This window comes from Ramlibacter lithotrophicus (genome assembly GCF_012184415.1).
In the GTDB taxonomy this organism is placed as follows: Bacteria; Pseudomonadota; Gammaproteobacteria; order Burkholderiales; family Burkholderiaceae_C; genus Ramlibacter; species Ramlibacter lithotrophicus.
Genome location: NZ_VTOX01000005.1, coordinates 90,076 through 104,887 on the forward strand (window position 1 = coordinate 90,076; position 14,812 = coordinate 104,887).

The 14,812-nt window shown below is 69.1% G+C and carries 11 protein-coding genes; 6 read left to right on the top strand and 5 right to left on the bottom strand.

The window, feature by feature from the left end; all coding sequences use genetic code 11:
* Nucleotides 1-5: 5 nt before the first annotated feature.
* Genes RAMLITH_RS14990 through RAMLITH_RS15010 form a run of 5 tightly spaced genes read right to left on the bottom strand, consistent with a single transcriptional unit; the run spans nucleotide 6 to nucleotide 7,345 of the window.
* The gene (locus RAMLITH_RS14990; RefSeq protein ID WP_168108241.1) at nucleotides 6-1,778 is read right to left on the bottom strand and encodes a DUF885 domain-containing protein; all 1,773 of its coding nucleotides are present in this window, start codon (nucleotides 1,776-1,778) and stop codon (nucleotides 6-8) included.
* Complete coding sequence (locus RAMLITH_RS14995) at nucleotides 1,775-3,598, bottom strand: S8 family serine peptidase (protein ID WP_168108242.1); 1,824 nt, start codon at nucleotides 3,596-3,598, stop codon at nucleotides 1,775-1,777. The genes RAMLITH_RS14990 and RAMLITH_RS14995 overlap by 4 nt, the downstream gene beginning before the upstream one ends.
* A complete protein-coding gene (locus tag RAMLITH_RS15000; RefSeq protein WP_168108243.1) occupies nucleotides 3,595-5,289 on the bottom strand; it encodes an ABC transporter ATP-binding protein in 1,695 nt (564 codons plus the stop codon). Before RAMLITH_RS15000 ends, RAMLITH_RS14995 begins: the two co-directional genes overlap by 4 nt.
* A gap of 11 nt (nucleotides 5,290-5,300) precedes the next feature.
* Nucleotides 5,301-6,368 (bottom strand): ABC transporter permease, encoded by a 1,068-nt coding sequence (locus RAMLITH_RS15005; protein WP_168108444.1) that lies wholly within the window; start codon nucleotides 6,366-6,368, stop codon nucleotides 5,301-5,303.
* A gap of 38 nt (nucleotides 6,369-6,406) precedes the next feature.
* Nucleotides 6,407-7,345 (bottom strand): ABC transporter permease, encoded by a 939-nt coding sequence (locus RAMLITH_RS15010; protein WP_168108244.1) that lies wholly within the window; start codon nucleotides 7,343-7,345, stop codon nucleotides 6,407-6,409.
* 121 nt (nucleotides 7,346-7,466) lie between these two features.
* Between RAMLITH_RS15010 and RAMLITH_RS15015 the strand changes: the two genes are divergently transcribed.
* From RAMLITH_RS15015 to RAMLITH_RS15040, 6 genes are all read left to right on the top strand, one after another.
* Nucleotides 7,467-9,281 carry an ABC transporter substrate-binding protein gene (locus RAMLITH_RS15015; protein ID WP_168108245.1) on the top strand — a complete coding sequence of 605 codons (1,815 nt, stop codon included), beginning with the start codon at nucleotides 7,467-7,469 and terminating at the stop codon, nucleotides 9,279-9,281.
* Nucleotides 9,282-9,304: 23 nt separating this feature from the next.
* Nucleotides 9,305-10,918: a peptide ABC transporter substrate-binding protein gene (locus RAMLITH_RS15020; RefSeq protein WP_168108246.1), complete on the top strand. Its 1,614-nt coding sequence runs from the start codon at nucleotides 9,305-9,307 to the stop codon at nucleotides 10,916-10,918.
* A 71-nt stretch (nucleotides 10,919-10,989) separates the two neighbouring features.
* Nucleotides 10,990-11,913, top strand: a complete 924-nt coding sequence (gene oppB / locus RAMLITH_RS15025) for an oligopeptide ABC transporter permease OppB (RefSeq protein WP_168108247.1) — start codon at nucleotides 10,990-10,992, stop codon at nucleotides 11,911-11,913.
* The gene (locus tag RAMLITH_RS15030) at nucleotides 11,913-12,827 is read left to right on the top strand and encodes an ABC transporter permease (RefSeq protein ID WP_202883277.1); all 915 of its coding nucleotides are present in this window, start codon (nucleotides 11,913-11,915) and stop codon (nucleotides 12,825-12,827) included. Before oppB ends, RAMLITH_RS15030 begins: the two co-directional genes overlap by 1 nt.
* A complete protein-coding gene (locus tag RAMLITH_RS15035) occupies nucleotides 12,824-13,831 on the top strand; it encodes an ABC transporter ATP-binding protein (protein ID WP_168108249.1) in 1,008 nt (335 codons plus the stop codon). Before RAMLITH_RS15030 ends, RAMLITH_RS15035 begins: the two co-directional genes overlap by 4 nt.
* Nucleotides 13,828-14,805, top strand: coding sequence for an ABC transporter ATP-binding protein (locus tag RAMLITH_RS15040; protein ID WP_168108250.1), 978 nt, complete (start codon nucleotides 13,828-13,830; stop codon nucleotides 14,803-14,805). The genes RAMLITH_RS15035 and RAMLITH_RS15040 overlap by 4 nt, the downstream gene beginning before the upstream one ends.
* Nucleotides 14,806-14,812: the final 7 nt, after the last annotated feature.

Sequence of the window (14,812 nt, forward strand, 5' to 3'; positions counted from 1 at the left end):
CCCATTCACCCGCGCGCCAGCTCCTCGGCGATCCAGTCGTCGATCACCCGCTCCAGCACGTCCAGCGGCAGCGCGCCCTGGTCGATCACGGCATTGTGGAACCGCCGCACGTCGAAGCGTGACCCCAGCCGCTGCGCCGCGCGCTCGCGCAGTTCCGCGATCTTGAGCTTGCCGATCATGTAGCCCAGCGCCTGGCCCGGGATCGACGTGTAGCGGTCGACCTCCGACGTGACGAAGCCGCGCTCCATGCCGGTGCGCTCCACCATGAAATCGATGGCCTGCTGGCGCGACCAGCCCTGGCTGTGGATGCCGGTGTCGACCACCAGCCGCGCCGCCCGGAACGCCTGCCACTGCAGGTGCCCGAACAGGCTGTACGGATCGTCGTACACGCCGATCTCGCGCCCCAGCGTCTCGGCGTAGACTGCCCAGCCTTCGACGAACGCCGTATAGCCGCCCGCGCGGCGGAACTGCGGCAGCGCGCCCAGCTCGACCGAGCGCGCGATCTGCAGGTGGTGCCCGGGCACCGCCTCGTGGGCCGTCAGCGTCGCCATCTTCCAGGTCGGGCGGGTGCGCCAGCCCAGGGTGTTGGCATTGAAGAACCCGGCGCGGGTGCCATCCAGCGCCGGGCCTTCGTAGTATTCGGCGGCGTCCGGTCCCTGGAACGAGGGCATGGCACGCACGCCGTAGGGAGCGCGCGGCAGCTGGGCGAACAGCCGCGGCAGCTCGGCATCGATCCGCTTGGCGATGGCACGGTACCCGGCCAGCAGCTCGTCGGGCGAGCGGTGGAAGTAGCGCGGATCGGTGTTCAGGTGCTCCACGAAGGCCGCGAAGCCCCGGTCGAACCCGACCTGCATCACGATCGCGTCCATCTCGGCACGGATGGCGGCCAGTTCGCGCTGGCCGATCGCATGGATCTCCGCGGGTGCAAGGCTGGTGGTGGTCGAGCGGCGCGCCAGGTACTCGTAGACGCGGGCGCCGTCGGGATAGCCGCTGAGCGCGCCGTTCGCCGGCGCGCGGCCCAGGTACTCCCCGGCGATGAAGGCCCGCAGCCTGCGCAGCGCCGGCAGCACCTGGTCGGCGATGGCCCGGTGGGCCCGGGCCCGCAGCGCCGCCTGGTCGGCGGGCGCAATGTCGCTGCCCAGCCGCCGGAACGGCTCGGAAAAGGGCCCCGACTCCACGGGGGCGGCGAGCTGGTCGTCGATCTGGGCCAGCGAGCGCTCCAGGACCGACCGTGCCGGCACCCAGCCGAGCGCCATGCCCCGGCGCATCAAGTCGACCTGCTGGTCCACCAGCCGCGGATAAGCCGCCATGCGCTGCAGCGCCTGCTCCGCCTGCAGCGCCGTGCGCACGGGCACGAGACGCATCAAGCCGGCGAACTCGTTCTGGGCGCCGCCGAGCGCCCCGATCATGAAGGTGCGGTACCCGGCGAACGCCTGCTGCTCCGCGCGCAGCGCGAGCTGCCGGGTGAACAGGTCCAGCGACAGCCGGTCGGCCGGGTCCAGACGCTCGCGCCGGATGGCGCGGGCCTCCTCCAGCCACTGCCGCACCAGCGCGTCGTGGGCGGCGATGGCCTCGGGCGACAGGTCCGTCAAGCGGTCGTTGAAGCGCAGGTCGCCGCGGTACGTGGCGTCCTCGGGGAAGCGGCTCGCGTTGGCTTCCCACTGCCGCTCGAACAGCGCATGCAGGGCCGCCGCCTCCTGCGGGTCCGCAGTGGCAGGCGCCGGCGCCGCGAAGGCGGTGGCCACCGCCAGTGCCGCGGCCGCCAGCAGCCGTCTCATGGCCGGTATCCGACGGCCGCCAGCGCCCGCGCGGGGTGCACCAGGACGCGCCGTCCGTCCTCGCTGCGATCGGCGGTGTTGCGCATGACCGCAATCACCTCGGCAGGCTTGAGCGAGGGCTTCACCGCCAGCATCTTGGCGGCCAGGTTGGTCACCTGTGGCGAGGACATCGAGGTGCCCGACAGCGCGATGTGGCGGCCGCCCGGCACGAGGCTCTCGACCTGGTAGCCATTGGCGTGCAGCAGCACCGTCGGACCGTAGCTGGTGAACGCGGCTTCATCGCCCGCCTTGTCCACGGCGCCGACCGCCACGACGTTGGGCAGCACGATCCCCGCGGGATAGGCGTCGTTGAACGTCGGGTCGTTCGCCGAATTGCCGGCCGACACCACGAACAGGACGTCGGGGGCGGAGGCGAGCGCCGCGGTGAGCGCTTTCAGGTGCAGGTCGAAGTACTGGCGCGCCAGCGCCTTGCGCTCGGCGAGGTCCTTGCCGATGCCGCAGGATTCCAGCGCCACTTCGTAGCTGCGCAGGTTGCCGCCCCAGCTCATGTTCACGACGCGCGCGCCGGTCTGCCGCGCGAACGCCACGTAGCGGGCGAAATTGGCCGCGCCGCGCTCCTCGAGCTCCCGGGTCGGGCAGGGATCGGGCAGGAGCGTGTGGCCGAACTCGATCCGCGCGTTGGCGAGCCGGGCGTAGGGGTTGCCGGCCATCGCGATGCCGGCAACGTGCGTACCGTGCTGGTACACGCCGACCAGCTGCAGCTCCTCCGTCACGGTCTTGTACTGCGCGGGCGGCAGCGTCGACAGGAGCGTCTTGACCGCATTCGCCTCGGGGCTGTCGATGTCCGCGCCCAGGTCCGACAGGCCCTTGCTGCGATCGAGCAGCGCCGGCAGGCGCGAACGCAATTCCGTTGGGATTGGCTTGAGCGGTTCGGCCGAGGGCAGCGCGAAACGGTCGAAGGCGATCAGCGCCGGCGCTGCGCCCTGCTCCACCAGCCGGGCCGGGAACAGCGCGGTGTCCACGCCGCTGTCCCAGACCACGACGGGCACCGGCGCATAGGGCCGGCCGGCCGGCAGCGTGACGTCGCGCGCGGCCCAGATGTCGGGTTTGTCGACCTTGTTCGCGAGCAGGTAGCGGCCGTAGGCTTCGACCAGCGCCGCCTTCAGCGGCAGGTTGAATTCCAGCGAATAGCGTGCCGAAACCAGCGCCGGCACCATGTCCGAGCTGAGGTGGCCGGTGCGTGAGGCGACCGGCTGCAGCACGTTGCGCACCCGCCCCAGCGCCACGGTTTCGCCGAGGGTCTCCATGCCGGCCTTCGCACGCTGGATGTCGTTGCGGATCACCGGGTAGGGCAGGCGCGCGAGTTCTTCCGCGACGTGGCGCGCCACCTCGGCCTGGTACGCCGGCGTGTTGCGCTCCCCGGTCTTCTTCACCGCGGCCACGATGGCCCGCACCACCATGCCGGACAGCAGCTTGTCCGCCGGCTTCTCCTGCAGCACCCGGATCTGCTCGGAGCGGCGCAGCGCCTCGTCCCAGCGGCCCTCGATCAGGTCGAGCATCATCACCAGCCCGAGCAACTGGCGCCGCGTGGCGTGTTCCGCGATGTCGTACCCGGCCAGGGTGGCCTCGGTGTCGCGCCGCACGTCACGCGCGAGCGCCGCGAAGCGCTCCGGATCGCGCACCAGCGGTTCGAGCTCGGCCGGCACCGGGTACGTGAAGCGCGGCAGGTCGGCCGCCTTCTCGACGCGCTTGGGCGGCGCCGAGCAGGCGGTCGCCAGCGCCAGCGACGCGAGCAGCGCCAGCCGCCAGCGCGCGCTCATGCCGGCACCACCGCGGCCGCGGCGCCGTGCACGTCCCCGCGCGGGATCGCGGCCAGCAGCTGCTGGGTGTATGGGTGCTTCGGGCTGCGGTAGATCTCGTCCGAGGCACCGCGCTCGACGATCTCGCCGTTGCTCATGACCAGGATGTCGTCGGCCATGTACTTCACGACGGCCAGGTCGTGGCTGATGAAGAGGTAGGTCAGGCCGAATTCCTCCTGCAGGTCCAGCAGCAGGTTCAGCACCGTCGCCTGCACGCTGACGTCCAGCGCGCTGACGCTCTCGTCGCACACGATGATCTCCGGCTGCATGGTGAGGCAGCGCGCGATCGCGATGCGCTGGCGCTGCCCGCCTGAGAACTCGTGCGGGTACTTGCCGAAGGCGGTGGCCGGCAGGCCCACCTTCTCCAGCCAGCCCAACGCGAGGCGGGCGCGCTCGTCCTCGCCCGCGCCGATGCCGTGCAGCCGCATCGGCTCCATCAGGATCTGGCCGACGGTGAAGCGCGGATTCAGGCTCGCGTACGGGTTCTGGAAGATGATCTGGATGCGACGGCGGTACGGCTGAAGCTCGCGCGCGGCCAGCGTCGCCAGGTCGCGGCCTTCGAACATGATGCGCCCGGTGCTCGCCGGCGTGAGGCGCGTGAGCATCATGCCGATGGTGGTCTTGCCGGATCCCGACTCGCCCACCACCCCCAGCGTGCGGCCCTTGTGCAGCACGAAATCGGCGGACTTCACGGCATCGATCTGCTTGTGCCGGAAAAGTCCTTCCTTCAGGCGGTACGCCTTGGACAGCCCGGCCACCTCGATCAGCGGCGCGCCGGCGACCGGCACGGGGCTGCGCTCCTGCGTCTGCAGCGGCCGGTTGTTGACGATGTCATCGATCACCGGCAGCCGGCGCGGCCGCGCGTCCAGGCGCGGCCGGCAGGCCAGCAGCGCGCGCGTGTAGGAGTCCCGCGGGGCGCGGAATACCTCGCCGATGTCGCCGGCCTCGCGCACTTCGCCATGGCGCATCACCACGATGTTGCGCGCGACCTCCCCCACCAGCGCCAGGTCGTGGCTGATGAAGAGGATGCTCATCTTCTTGCGTTCCTGCAGGCCGGCCAGCAGGTCGACGATCTGGCGCTGCACCGTCACGTCCAATGCCGTCGTGGGCTCGTCGGCGATCAGCAATTTGGGCTCGCAGGCGATCGCGATCGCGATCATCACCCGCTGCTGCTGCCCGCCGGAGAGCTCGTGCGGATACGAGTCGAGCCGCGCCCGCGGCTCGGGGATGCCGACCTCGGCCAGCAGTTCCAGCGCGCGCTCGCGCGCCTGCCGCCCCGACAGCCCGGCGTGGATGCGCAGCACCTCGGCGATCTGCTCGCCCACCGGGAACACGGGGTTCAGCGAGCTCATGGGCTCCTGGAACACGACCGAGATGTCCTTGCCGCGCAGCGAGCGCATCTCCTCCTGGCTGGCGTGCAGCAGGTCGCGGCCCTGGTACAGCACGCGGCTGGCCGGGTCGACGATGGCGTTGTCGGGCAGCAGCCGCACGATGCTCATCGCGCTGACGCTCTTGCCCGAGCCGCTCTCGCCGACCAGCGCCACGCTGGTGCTGGCGGGGATGTCGAAACTGACGCCGCGCACGGCCTCGTGCGTCTCCTGGCCCAGGCGGAACGCGACGCGCAGGTCGCGCACTTGGATGAGTGATTCCATCGGAGGCCTCGTCAACGCAGTTTCGGGTCCATGGCGTCGCGCAGCGCGTCGGTCAGCAACGCGAACGCCGTGACGAAGGTCGCCATGAACGCGGTGGCGGTGGCCAGCTGCCACCACTTGCCCAGCACCAGCTCGGTCTGGGCTTCGGCCAGCATGGTGCCCCAGCTGACCATGTCGATCGGAACGCCCATGCCCAGGAAGGAAAGGATCACTTCGGCCTTGATGAAGCCGACGACGTGCAGGCTCATCTGCACCAGCACCACGTGGCTCACGTTGGGCAGGATGTGCCCGAACATGCGCGCGCCGTGCCCGGCGCCGATCGCCTCCGCCGCGCGCACGTACTCGCGCGAACGGTGCTTCATGTACTCGGCGCGCACCAGCCGGTAGATGCCGGTCCAGCCGACCACGCCCAGGATGATCACCACCGGCATGATGCCGCTGGAGAAGGTCTTGGCGAGCGGGCCGGACTTGAACACCGCCGCCAGCGCGAAGATCAGCAGGATGTAGGGCACCGAGGTGAAGACGTTGTAGACCCACTCGAGGAAGTCGCCGGTCTTCCCGCCAAAGTAGCCGCCCAGCGCTCCCAGCACCGTGCCGATCAGCGTCGCCAGCAGCGCCGCGGCGATGCCCACGAGGATGGAGACCTGCGCCCCCTTGATCGCCTTGTCCAGCACGTCGCGGCCCAGCCGGTCGCCGCCGAACGCCAGCGTCGGCGCGCGCTCCACGACGACGGTCTTCACTTCGGATGCCCGCCTGGCCCATTCGGCATAGCGCGGCGCCAGCGGGTCCACGTCGGACAGGTCGACGTTGGGCGGCTGCTTCTGCGCGACGGCGACTTCCTGCCGCGCGTCGGCGCCCACCACGTGCGGCGGCGCGAACGGCTCGCCCACCTCGCGCTGCCAGCCGTCGGCCAGCACCCCGAACTGCGCCAGCAGCACCAGCGCGAGGAACAGGGCCACCACCACCAGCGACACCATGCCGACACGGTCGCGGCGCAGGCGGATCCAGGCCTGCATCCAGACGCCGGGCGACTTCGGCAGCGCGGCCAGCGTAGGGGCGGAGCCAGTGGCCGGGGGCATGATCTCGGGCGCGGCGCCCGGCACCGGAGGAACGGCGCTCACTTGAGCACCACCCGCGGGTCGACGAACTTGTAGAGGACGTCGGTCACGAGGTTGATCACCATCGTCAGGGCCGCCAGGTAGATCGTCACGGCCTGGATCACCGGGTAGTCGCTGCGTCCTACGGCCTGGTACACCTCGCGCCCGAGGCCGGGCACCGAGAAGAACACCTCGATCAGGAAGGAGCCGATGAAGACGCCGGGCAACTGGGTGGCGACGTTGGTGAGGATCGGGATCATCGCGTTGCGCAGGACGTGCTTGAACAGGATCGTCCGCTCGGGAACGCCCTTGGCGCGGGCCGTGCGCACGTAGTCGTGGCCGATCTCGTCCAGGAAGAAGCTGCGGTACAGGCGGGTCTGCGGCGCCAGGCTGACCAGCACGGCCAGCAGCACGGGCAGCGGCGCATAGACCAGGAGGTTGGTCCAGACGCTGTGGCTCCAGCCCTGGACAGGGAACCAGCCGAGCCGGAACGCGAACACGTACTGGCCGATGATCACGTACACCAGGAAGCTGATCGACAGGGCCACCGTGGAGATGATCATCACCGCGCGGTCGGTGAGGCTGCCACGCACGTAAGCCACGGCCATGCCGGCGGCGATCGCGAGCACCACTTCCAGCACCAGGATCGGGATCATGATCGTGAGCGTGGCGGGCAGGCGCGTGACGAAGATGTTGGAGACCGCCTCGTTGGTCGCCCAGCTGCGGCCCCAGTCGAAAGTGGCGACCTTGGTCACAAACAGCCAGAGCTGCTCGACGACCGGCTTGTTCAGCCCCAGCTGGGTGCGGATGGACTCGATCTGTTCCGCCGAAGCCTGCAGGCCCCCGAGAATCTCGGCCGGGTCGCCGCCGAAATACTTGAAGAGGAAGAACACCAGCAGGATCACGCCGGCCAGGGTGGGGATCATCTGCAGGATCCGCCGCAAGAGGTAAGAGAACATCCAGGACTTTCTTGGGTCCCTCGGCGCCCGGTCCGGCACCTTAGGGGAAACCGCTCGTGGCAGGCTTCAGGGCGGGCATTATGCTTGCGGCTTCAAGTTTCCCGTATTGGTGTTTCCAAGAATGATCAAGAGCCACTGGGCACTGGCCACCAGCCTGTGCCTGGCCTGGGGTGCTATCGCGCCCGCCCTGGCCCAGACTGCCGCCCCCCCGCCCGAGAAGGTGCTGCGCTACGCGTTTCCCGTCGCCGAGACCGGATTCGATCCGCCGCAGCTGTCGGACCTGTATTCCCGCATCATCACGGCCAACATCTTCGACGCGCTGTACGGATACGACTACCTGTCGCGGCCGGCGCGGATCAAGCCGAACCTGGCGCAAGGCATGCCGGCGGTCTCGGCGGACTTCCGCACCTACACCGTCACGCTGCGTCGCGGCATCCACTTCGCCGACGACCCGGCGTTCGGCGGCAGGAAGCGCGAGGTGACGGCACAGGACGTCGTCTACACCTACAAGCGCATCTTCGACCCGAAGACCAAGAGCCCGAGCCTGAGCGGCCTGCAGGAGGAGAAGATCCTGGGCATGGACGACCTGCGCAGGAAGGCGCAGGCGAACGGCAGCTTCGACTACGACACCGAGATCGAGGGCCTGCGGGCTCTGGACCGCTACACGGTGCAGTTCCGGCTGGAGCAGCCGCGCCCCCGGTTCATCCACACGCTCTCCGACCCGGGGATCCTGGGGATCATGGCGCGGGAGGTGGTGGAGAAGTATGGCGACCAGATCATGGAGCACCCGGTGGGCACCGGCGCCTTCATGCTGGCCGAGTGGCAGCGCTCCTCCAGGATCACGCTGGTGCGCAACCCGAACTACCGCGAGGAGTTCTACGACGAGCAACCGGACCCGAAGGACCCGGAGTCGGTGGCGATCGCCGCCCGGATGAAGGGCAAGCGGCTGCCGCTGCTGGACAAGGTGGTCGTGTCGATCATCGACGAGCCGCAGCCGCGCTGGCTGTCGTTCCTGAACGGCGAACACGACCTGATGGAGCGGCTGCCGCAGAACTTCGCGACGCACGCCATCCCGAACAACAAGCTGGCGCCCAACCTCGCCAGGCGCGGAATCCAGATGGAGCGGGTCCCGCTGTCGGACATCACGATGTTCTTCTTCCGGATGGACCACCCGCTGGTGGGCGGCTACACGCCGGAGAAGGTGGCGCTGCGGCGGGCGATCAACCTCGCCTACAACAGCGAAGAGGAAGTGCGGCTGCCGCGGCGCGGCCAGGCGATCGTGGCCCAGGGCTTCGTGATGCCCAACACCGGCAGCTTCGATCCGCAGTTCCGCTCCGAGATGGGCACGCACGACCGGGCCCGGGCCGTCGCGCTGCTGGACATGTTCGGCTACGTGGACAGGGACGGGGACGGCTGGCGCGACCAGCCGGACGGCCAGCCGCTGGTGCTGGAGTACGAGACGCTGGGCACCGCCGACTACCGCGAACTCGATGAAGTCCTCAAGAAGAACCTGGACGCCGTCGGAATCCGGATCGTGTTCCGCATCGGCAAGTGGCCCGAGCAGCTGAAGGCCGCCCGCGCCGGCAAGCTGATGATGTGGGGCGTGGGCCTCTCGGCCAGCAGCCCCGACAGCGGCCCGGTGCTGGAGCGCGGCTACAGCAAGGCCTGGGGCCAGGGCAACCTCGCGCGCTTTTCCAACAAGCAGTTCGACGAGCTGTACCAGAAGCAGAGCCAGATGCCCGACGGGCCCGAGCGCGACAAGGTGATCCAGGACGCGGTCCGCATCCTGGTGGCGTACATGCCTTACAAGGTGCGCACCCACCGCATCGGCACCGACCTGATGCAGCCCTGGCTGGTGGGGTACAAACGGCATCCCAACGCCCGCGAGTTCTGGCGCTACGTCGACGTCGACACCGCCAGGCTGCCCAAACAATGAGAATCGGCACCGAGGAATCGACCATGCACCACGCTCCCCTGTCCCACCTTGCCGCCATCGCGCTCGGCATCGCCCTCGCCTGGCCCGCCGGCGCCGCCGTGGTCCCGCCGGGTGTCCAGCTCCACCCGACCCAGACGCTGGTGCGCAACAACGGCTCGGAACCCGAAACGCTGGACCCGGCGCTGGCCGAATCGGTCGGCGCCAACAACCTCACGCGCGACCTGTTCGAGGGCCTCACCGCCAACGACAGCAACGGCAAGATCGTTCCGGGCGTGGCCGAGAGCTGGAAGCAGACCGACCCCCTCACCTGGGTCTTCAAGCTGCGCCAGAACGCGAAATGGTCCAACGGCGACCCGGTGACGGCGCAGGACTTCGTCTACGGCATCCGCCGCTTCGTCGATCCGAAGACCGCGTCCACCTATGCCGCGACCTTCGGCGTCTTCCTCGCCAACGGCCAGGACGTCGCCCTGGGCAAGAAGCCGCCGGCGCAGATCGGCGTGAAGGCCGTCGACAAGCACACGCTGGAAGTGAAGACGGCCTTCCCCGTTTCCTTCCTGCCCAGCCTGATGTCCAACAACAACCTGGGACCGGTGCACCAGGCGTCGCTGGAGAAGCACGGCAAGGACTGGACCAAGCCCGGCAACCTGGTGAGCAACGGCGCGTACGTGCTCAAGGAATGGCTGGTCAACAGCAAGGTGGTGATCGAGAAGAACCCGCAGTACTGGGATGCGAAGAACGTGCAGCTCACGCGCGTCACCTACCTGCCGGTCGAGGACGGCAACGCCGACGTCAAGCTCTACGAGTCGGGCCAGAACGAGTGGGTCTACCAGCTGCCGCCCGGCACCTACGAGAAGTACAAGCAGCAGTACCCCAAGGAGATCCGCAACGCGCCGATGATCGGCCTGCGCTATTACTCGCTGCAGAACCAGAACCCGGCGTTCAAGGACGTGCGGGTGCGCAAGGCGCTGTCGATGGTGATCGATCGCGACATCCTGGCCCAGCGCATCACGGCCGACGGCCAGACGCCCTCCTACAGCCTCATGGTCAAGGGCGTCGAAGGCGCGGACGTGACCGACTACGAATGGGCCACCTGGCCCATGGCGAAGAAGGTGCAGGAAGCCAAGGCGCTGCTGCAGCAGGCCGGGGTGCAGCCGGGGACGAAGTACACGTTCTCGTACAACACCAGCGAGTACCACAAGAAGATGGCGATCTTCGCGGCCTCCGAGTGGAAGACCAAGCTGGGCATCCAGGTGGAACTGGAGGCGATGGAGTTCAAGGTGCTGCTCAAGAAGCGCCACGACGGGCAGTTCCAGATCGCCCGCAACGGCTGGCTGGCGGATTACAACGACGCGACGACCTTCCTGGCGCTGGTGCGCTGCGACTCGGACCAGAACAACAACTTCAACTGCAACCGCAAGGCCGAGGACCTGATCGTGCAGGGCACGCAGCAGACCGACCAGGCCAAGCGCAAGGCGTTGCTGACGCAGGCCTCGAAGATGATCATGGAAGACTACCCGATGATCCCGCTGCTGCAGTACTCGCTGCCGCGGCTGGTCAAGTCGTACGTCGGCGGGTATTCGCTGGAAAACGCCCAGGACCGGTTCCGCAGCAAGGACCTGTACATCATCAAGCATTGATGCACCCCCACCGGCCGCGCCGGCCCGCAAGGGCCTGACCCCAGCCCGGCGCGGGCGCAGGAGAGCTCGCCATGTGGTCCTACACCTTGCGTCGCCTGCTGGCGACGATTCCCACGCTGCTGGCGGTCATCACCGTCAGCTACCTGCTGGTGCACGCCGCGCCCGGCGGCCCGTTCGACAGCGAGCGGGTCGTCTCCGCCGCGGTACTGGCCAACCTGCAGGCCAAGTACCACCTCGACCAGCCGCTGTGGCAGCAGTACCTGCACTACCTGGGCAACCTGCTGCAGGGCGACCTGGGCGCCTCGTTCCGCTACGCCGACTGGTCGGTGAACGAACTGGTCGCCAACGCCTTGCCGGTGTCGCTGGCGATTGGCGGCACCGCGCTCGCGCTGTCCTTCGTCATCGGCGTCGGCCTGGGCACCGCCGCCGCGCTGCGCCAGAACAGCGCGGCCGACTACGGCGTGATGCTGGTCGGCAACCTGGGCAGCGTCGTCCCGTCGTTCGTGATCGGCCCGGTGATGATCCTGGTCTTCGCCCTCTGGCTGCACTGGCTGCCGGCCGGCGGCTGGGACGCCTTCGCCCCCAGGTTCATGATCATGCCGGTGGCCCTGCTCACCCTGATCAACGTGGCGACGATCGCGCGCGTCATGCGCGGCAGCCTGATCGAGGTGCTGCACAGCAACTTCATCCGCACGGCCCGCGCCAAGGGCCTGCCGACCCGCGTAGTCGTCTTGCGCCACGCGCTGAAGCCGGCGCTGCTGCCGGTGGTCTCGGTCCTCAGCCCGCTGGCCATCTCCTCGATCACGGCTGCGCTGGTGACCGAGACCGTGTTCTCGCTGCCCGGCCTGGGCAAATTGATCGTCAACGGCGCCGGCAACCGCGACTACACCCTGGTCCTGGGGCTGGTCGTGCTGATCACGCTGCTGGCCGTGCTGCTCAACCTGCTGGTCGACCTCGCGTATGCGGCGCTCGACCCCAAGATCCGCTACTCATGATGACCTCCACCCGGCGCCAGGCCCTGGCGGACCAGCTCGAACGGGCGGCGGTCCCCACGCCGGGCCGCAGCCCGTGGCGCGACGCGCGCACCCGCTTCATGCGCAACAAGGCAGCCGTCGCCAGCCTGGCGATCCTGGCCTTCATCGCCCTCGCCTGCATCGTCGGGCCCTTCCTGCTGCCGCACGAATTCGATTCGGCCGACTGGGACGCGATGTCGCTGCCGCCGACCTGGAAGAACATGCACTGGTGGGGCACCGACGAATCGGGACGCGACCTGCTGGTGCGCTGCCTGATCGGCGGCCGGATCTCCCTGATGGTGGGCGTGCTCGCGACGCTGGCCTCGGTCGCGCTGGGGATCGCCTGGGGCGCGACCGCCGGCTTCGTCGGCGGCAAGGTCGACAGCTTCATGATGCGCATCGTCGACATGATGTATGCGATCCCCTACCTGCTGATCGCGATCCTGCTGGTGACCATCCTCGGGCGCGAGTTCTACCTGGTCGTGCTGGCGATCACCGCCTTTTCCTGGATGGACATGGCGCGCGTCGTCCGCGGCCAGACGCTGTCGCTGCGCAACATGGAGTTCGTGGAGGCGGCGCGATCGATCGGCGTGCCGACCCGGCGCATCATCTTCGCCCACATCGTGCCCAACCTGCTGGGCGTGGTCGTCATCTACACCACCGTCACCGTGCCGGGGGTGATCCTTACCGAGTCCGTGCTGTCGTTCCTGGGCCTGGGCATCCAGGAGCCCATGACCAGCTGGGGCGTGCTGATCGAGGACGGCACGAGCGTGATGGAAGTGGCGCCCTGGATGCTGCTGTTCCCGGCGGCGATGCTGTCCACGGCGCTGTATTGCTTCAACTTCATCGGTGACGGCTTGCGCGACGCGCTGGATCCCAAGGAGCGCCTCGCATGACGGCGGACAGCCTGCTGGCCGTCGACGACCTGGCCGTTCGCTTCAAGACCGAGGACGGCGAAATCACGGCCGTCAACGGTCTCAGCTTCCATCTCGAGCGCGGCCAGACGCTGGGCATCGTCGGCGAGAGCGGCTCCGGCAAGAGCCAGAGCATGCTGGCCCTGATGGGCCTGCTCGCCGCCAACGGCCGCGCGAGCGGACGCGCCCTGTTCCGCGGCGAGGACCTGCTGGCGATGCCCACCGCGGCGCTCAATCGGATCCGCGGCGACCGCATGGCGATGATCTTCCAGGACCCGATGACGTCGCTCAATCCATACCTGACGGTGGAGCGGCAGATGACGGAGGTGCTGGAACTGCACCAGGGCCTGTCTCGGTCGGCGGCCCGCACCCGCGCCATCGCGGCGCTGGAGGCGGTGCGGATTCCGGACGCTGCCCGCCGCATCCGCCGCTATCCGCACGAGTTCTCGGGCGGCATGCGCCAGCGCATCATGATCGCCATGGCGCTGATGTGCGAGCCCGACGTGCTGATCGCCGACGAGCCGACCACGGCGCTGGACGTCACGGTGCAGGCGCAGATCATCGCGCTGCTGCGCGACCTGCAGCGCGACTTCGGCACCGCCATCATCCTGATCACGCACGACCTGGGCGTCGTCGCCGGCCTCTGCGACGACGTGATGGTGCTGTACGGCGGCCGCATCATGGAACGCGGCAGCGCCGAGAGCATCTTCTACCAGCCCACGCACCCATACACGCTGGGGCTGCTGGGCGCCGTGCCCAAGCTCGACCACGAGGGCGAGCGCCTGGTCGCCATCCCGGGCGTTCCGCCCAACATGGCCCGCCTGCCGGCCGGCTGCCCGTTCAGCGAGCGCTGCACCTTCGCGCAGGAGCGCTGCTTGACGGACCGCCCGCCCCTCGTCGACGCCGGCAGCGCGGCGCCGGTGCTGCGCGCCTGCCATGCCGAGGCCGGGTTCGTCGCCGCCCAGGCCGCGAGGGTGCAGCCATGAGCGCCGCGCTGCTCTCGGTGCGTGACCTGCGGGTTCACTTCAAGGTGCGCGGCGAAGGCGGCCTGTTCCCGCAGCATCGCACCCTCAAGGCCGTCGATGGAGTCACCTTCGACCTGCAGCCGGGCGAGACGCTGGGCATCGTCGGCGAATCTGGCTGCGGCAAGTCCACCCTCGCCCGCGCCCTGCTGAACCTGATCCCCGCCACGTCCGGCGACATCGCCTGGATGGGCCGCGACATGAAAGGCGCCAGCCGCGACGACTGGCAGCAGGTGCGGCGCAGCGTGCAGATGGTGTTCCAGGACCCGCTGGCCTCGCTGAATCCGCGCATGAACGTGGCGCAGATCATCGGCGAGCCGCTGCGCACGCACCAGCCGCAGCTGCCGGGGGACGAGGTGCTGCGCCAGGTGAAGGAGATGCTGGGCAGGGTCGGCCTGTCCGAGACGCATCTCTATCGCTATCCGCACGAGTTTTCCGGCGGCCAGTGCCAGCGCATCGGCATCGCCCGCGCCCTGATCCTCAAGCCGCGCCTGATCGTCTGCGACGAGCCGGTCTCGGCGCTGGACGTCTCGATCCAGGCGCAGATCATCAACCTGCTGCAGGACCTGCAGCGCGAGCTGGGCCTGGCGCTGATCTTCATTGCGCACGACCTGGCGGTGGTGAAGCACGTGAGCCAGCGCATCCTGGTGATGTACCTGGGCCGCACGATGGAAATCGCACCCAAGCAGGCGCTGTACGCCGACCCGAAGCACCCGTACACCCGGGCGCTGCTGTCGGCCGTGCCGCTGGCGGACCCGCGCCGCGAACGGGCGAAGGCGATCCAGGTGTTGCCGAGCGAATTGCCGTCGCCGCTCGATCCGCCTTCGGGCTGCGTGTTCCGCACCCGGTGCCCCCAGGCGTTCGAGCGCTGCCCGCGCGAGGTCCCGCCGCTGCTGGAGGCCGGCGCGTCGCGGGCGGCCTGCTGGCTGTACGGCTGACGGCGCC

What these genes read in the sequence shown, in the direction of transcription:
- RAMLITH_RS15035 (WP_168108249.1), top strand. Translation starts at nt 12,824, where the DNA reads ATGACGGCGGACAGCCTGCTGGCCGTCGACGACCTGGCCGTTCGCTTC.
- oppB (WP_168108247.1), top strand. Translation starts at nt 10,990, where the DNA reads ATGTGGTCCTACACCTTGCGTCGCCTGCTGGCGACGATTCCCACGCTG.
- RAMLITH_RS14995 (WP_168108242.1), bottom strand. Translation starts at nt 3,598, where the DNA reads ATGAGCGCGCGCTGGCGGCTGGCGCTGCTCGCGTCGCTGGCGCTGGCG.
- RAMLITH_RS15000 (WP_168108243.1), bottom strand. Translation starts at nt 5,289, where the DNA reads ATGGAATCACTCATCCAAGTGCGCGACCTGCGCGTCGCGTTCCGCCTG.
- RAMLITH_RS15015 (WP_168108245.1), top strand. Translation starts at nt 7,467, where the DNA reads ATGATCAAGAGCCACTGGGCACTGGCCACCAGCCTGTGCCTGGCCTGG.
- RAMLITH_RS15010 (WP_168108244.1), bottom strand. Translation starts at nt 7,345, where the DNA reads ATGTTCTCTTACCTCTTGCGGCGGATCCTGCAGATGATCCCCACCCTG.
- RAMLITH_RS15040 (WP_168108250.1), top strand. Translation starts at nt 13,828, where the DNA reads ATGAGCGCCGCGCTGCTCTCGGTGCGTGACCTGCGGGTTCACTTCAAG.
- RAMLITH_RS15030 (WP_202883277.1), top strand. Translation starts at nt 11,913, where the DNA reads ATGACCTCCACCCGGCGCCAGGCCCTGGCGGACCAGCTCGAACGGGCG.
- RAMLITH_RS15020 (WP_168108246.1), top strand. Translation starts at nt 9,305, where the DNA reads ATGCACCACGCTCCCCTGTCCCACCTTGCCGCCATCGCGCTCGGCATC.
- RAMLITH_RS14990 (WP_168108241.1), bottom strand. Translation starts at nt 1,778, where the DNA reads ATGAGACGGCTGCTGGCGGCCGCGGCACTGGCGGTGGCCACCGCCTTC.
- RAMLITH_RS15005 (WP_168108444.1), bottom strand. Translation starts at nt 6,368, where the DNA reads ATGCCCCCGGCCACTGGCTCCGCCCCTACGCTGGCCGCGCTGCCGAAG.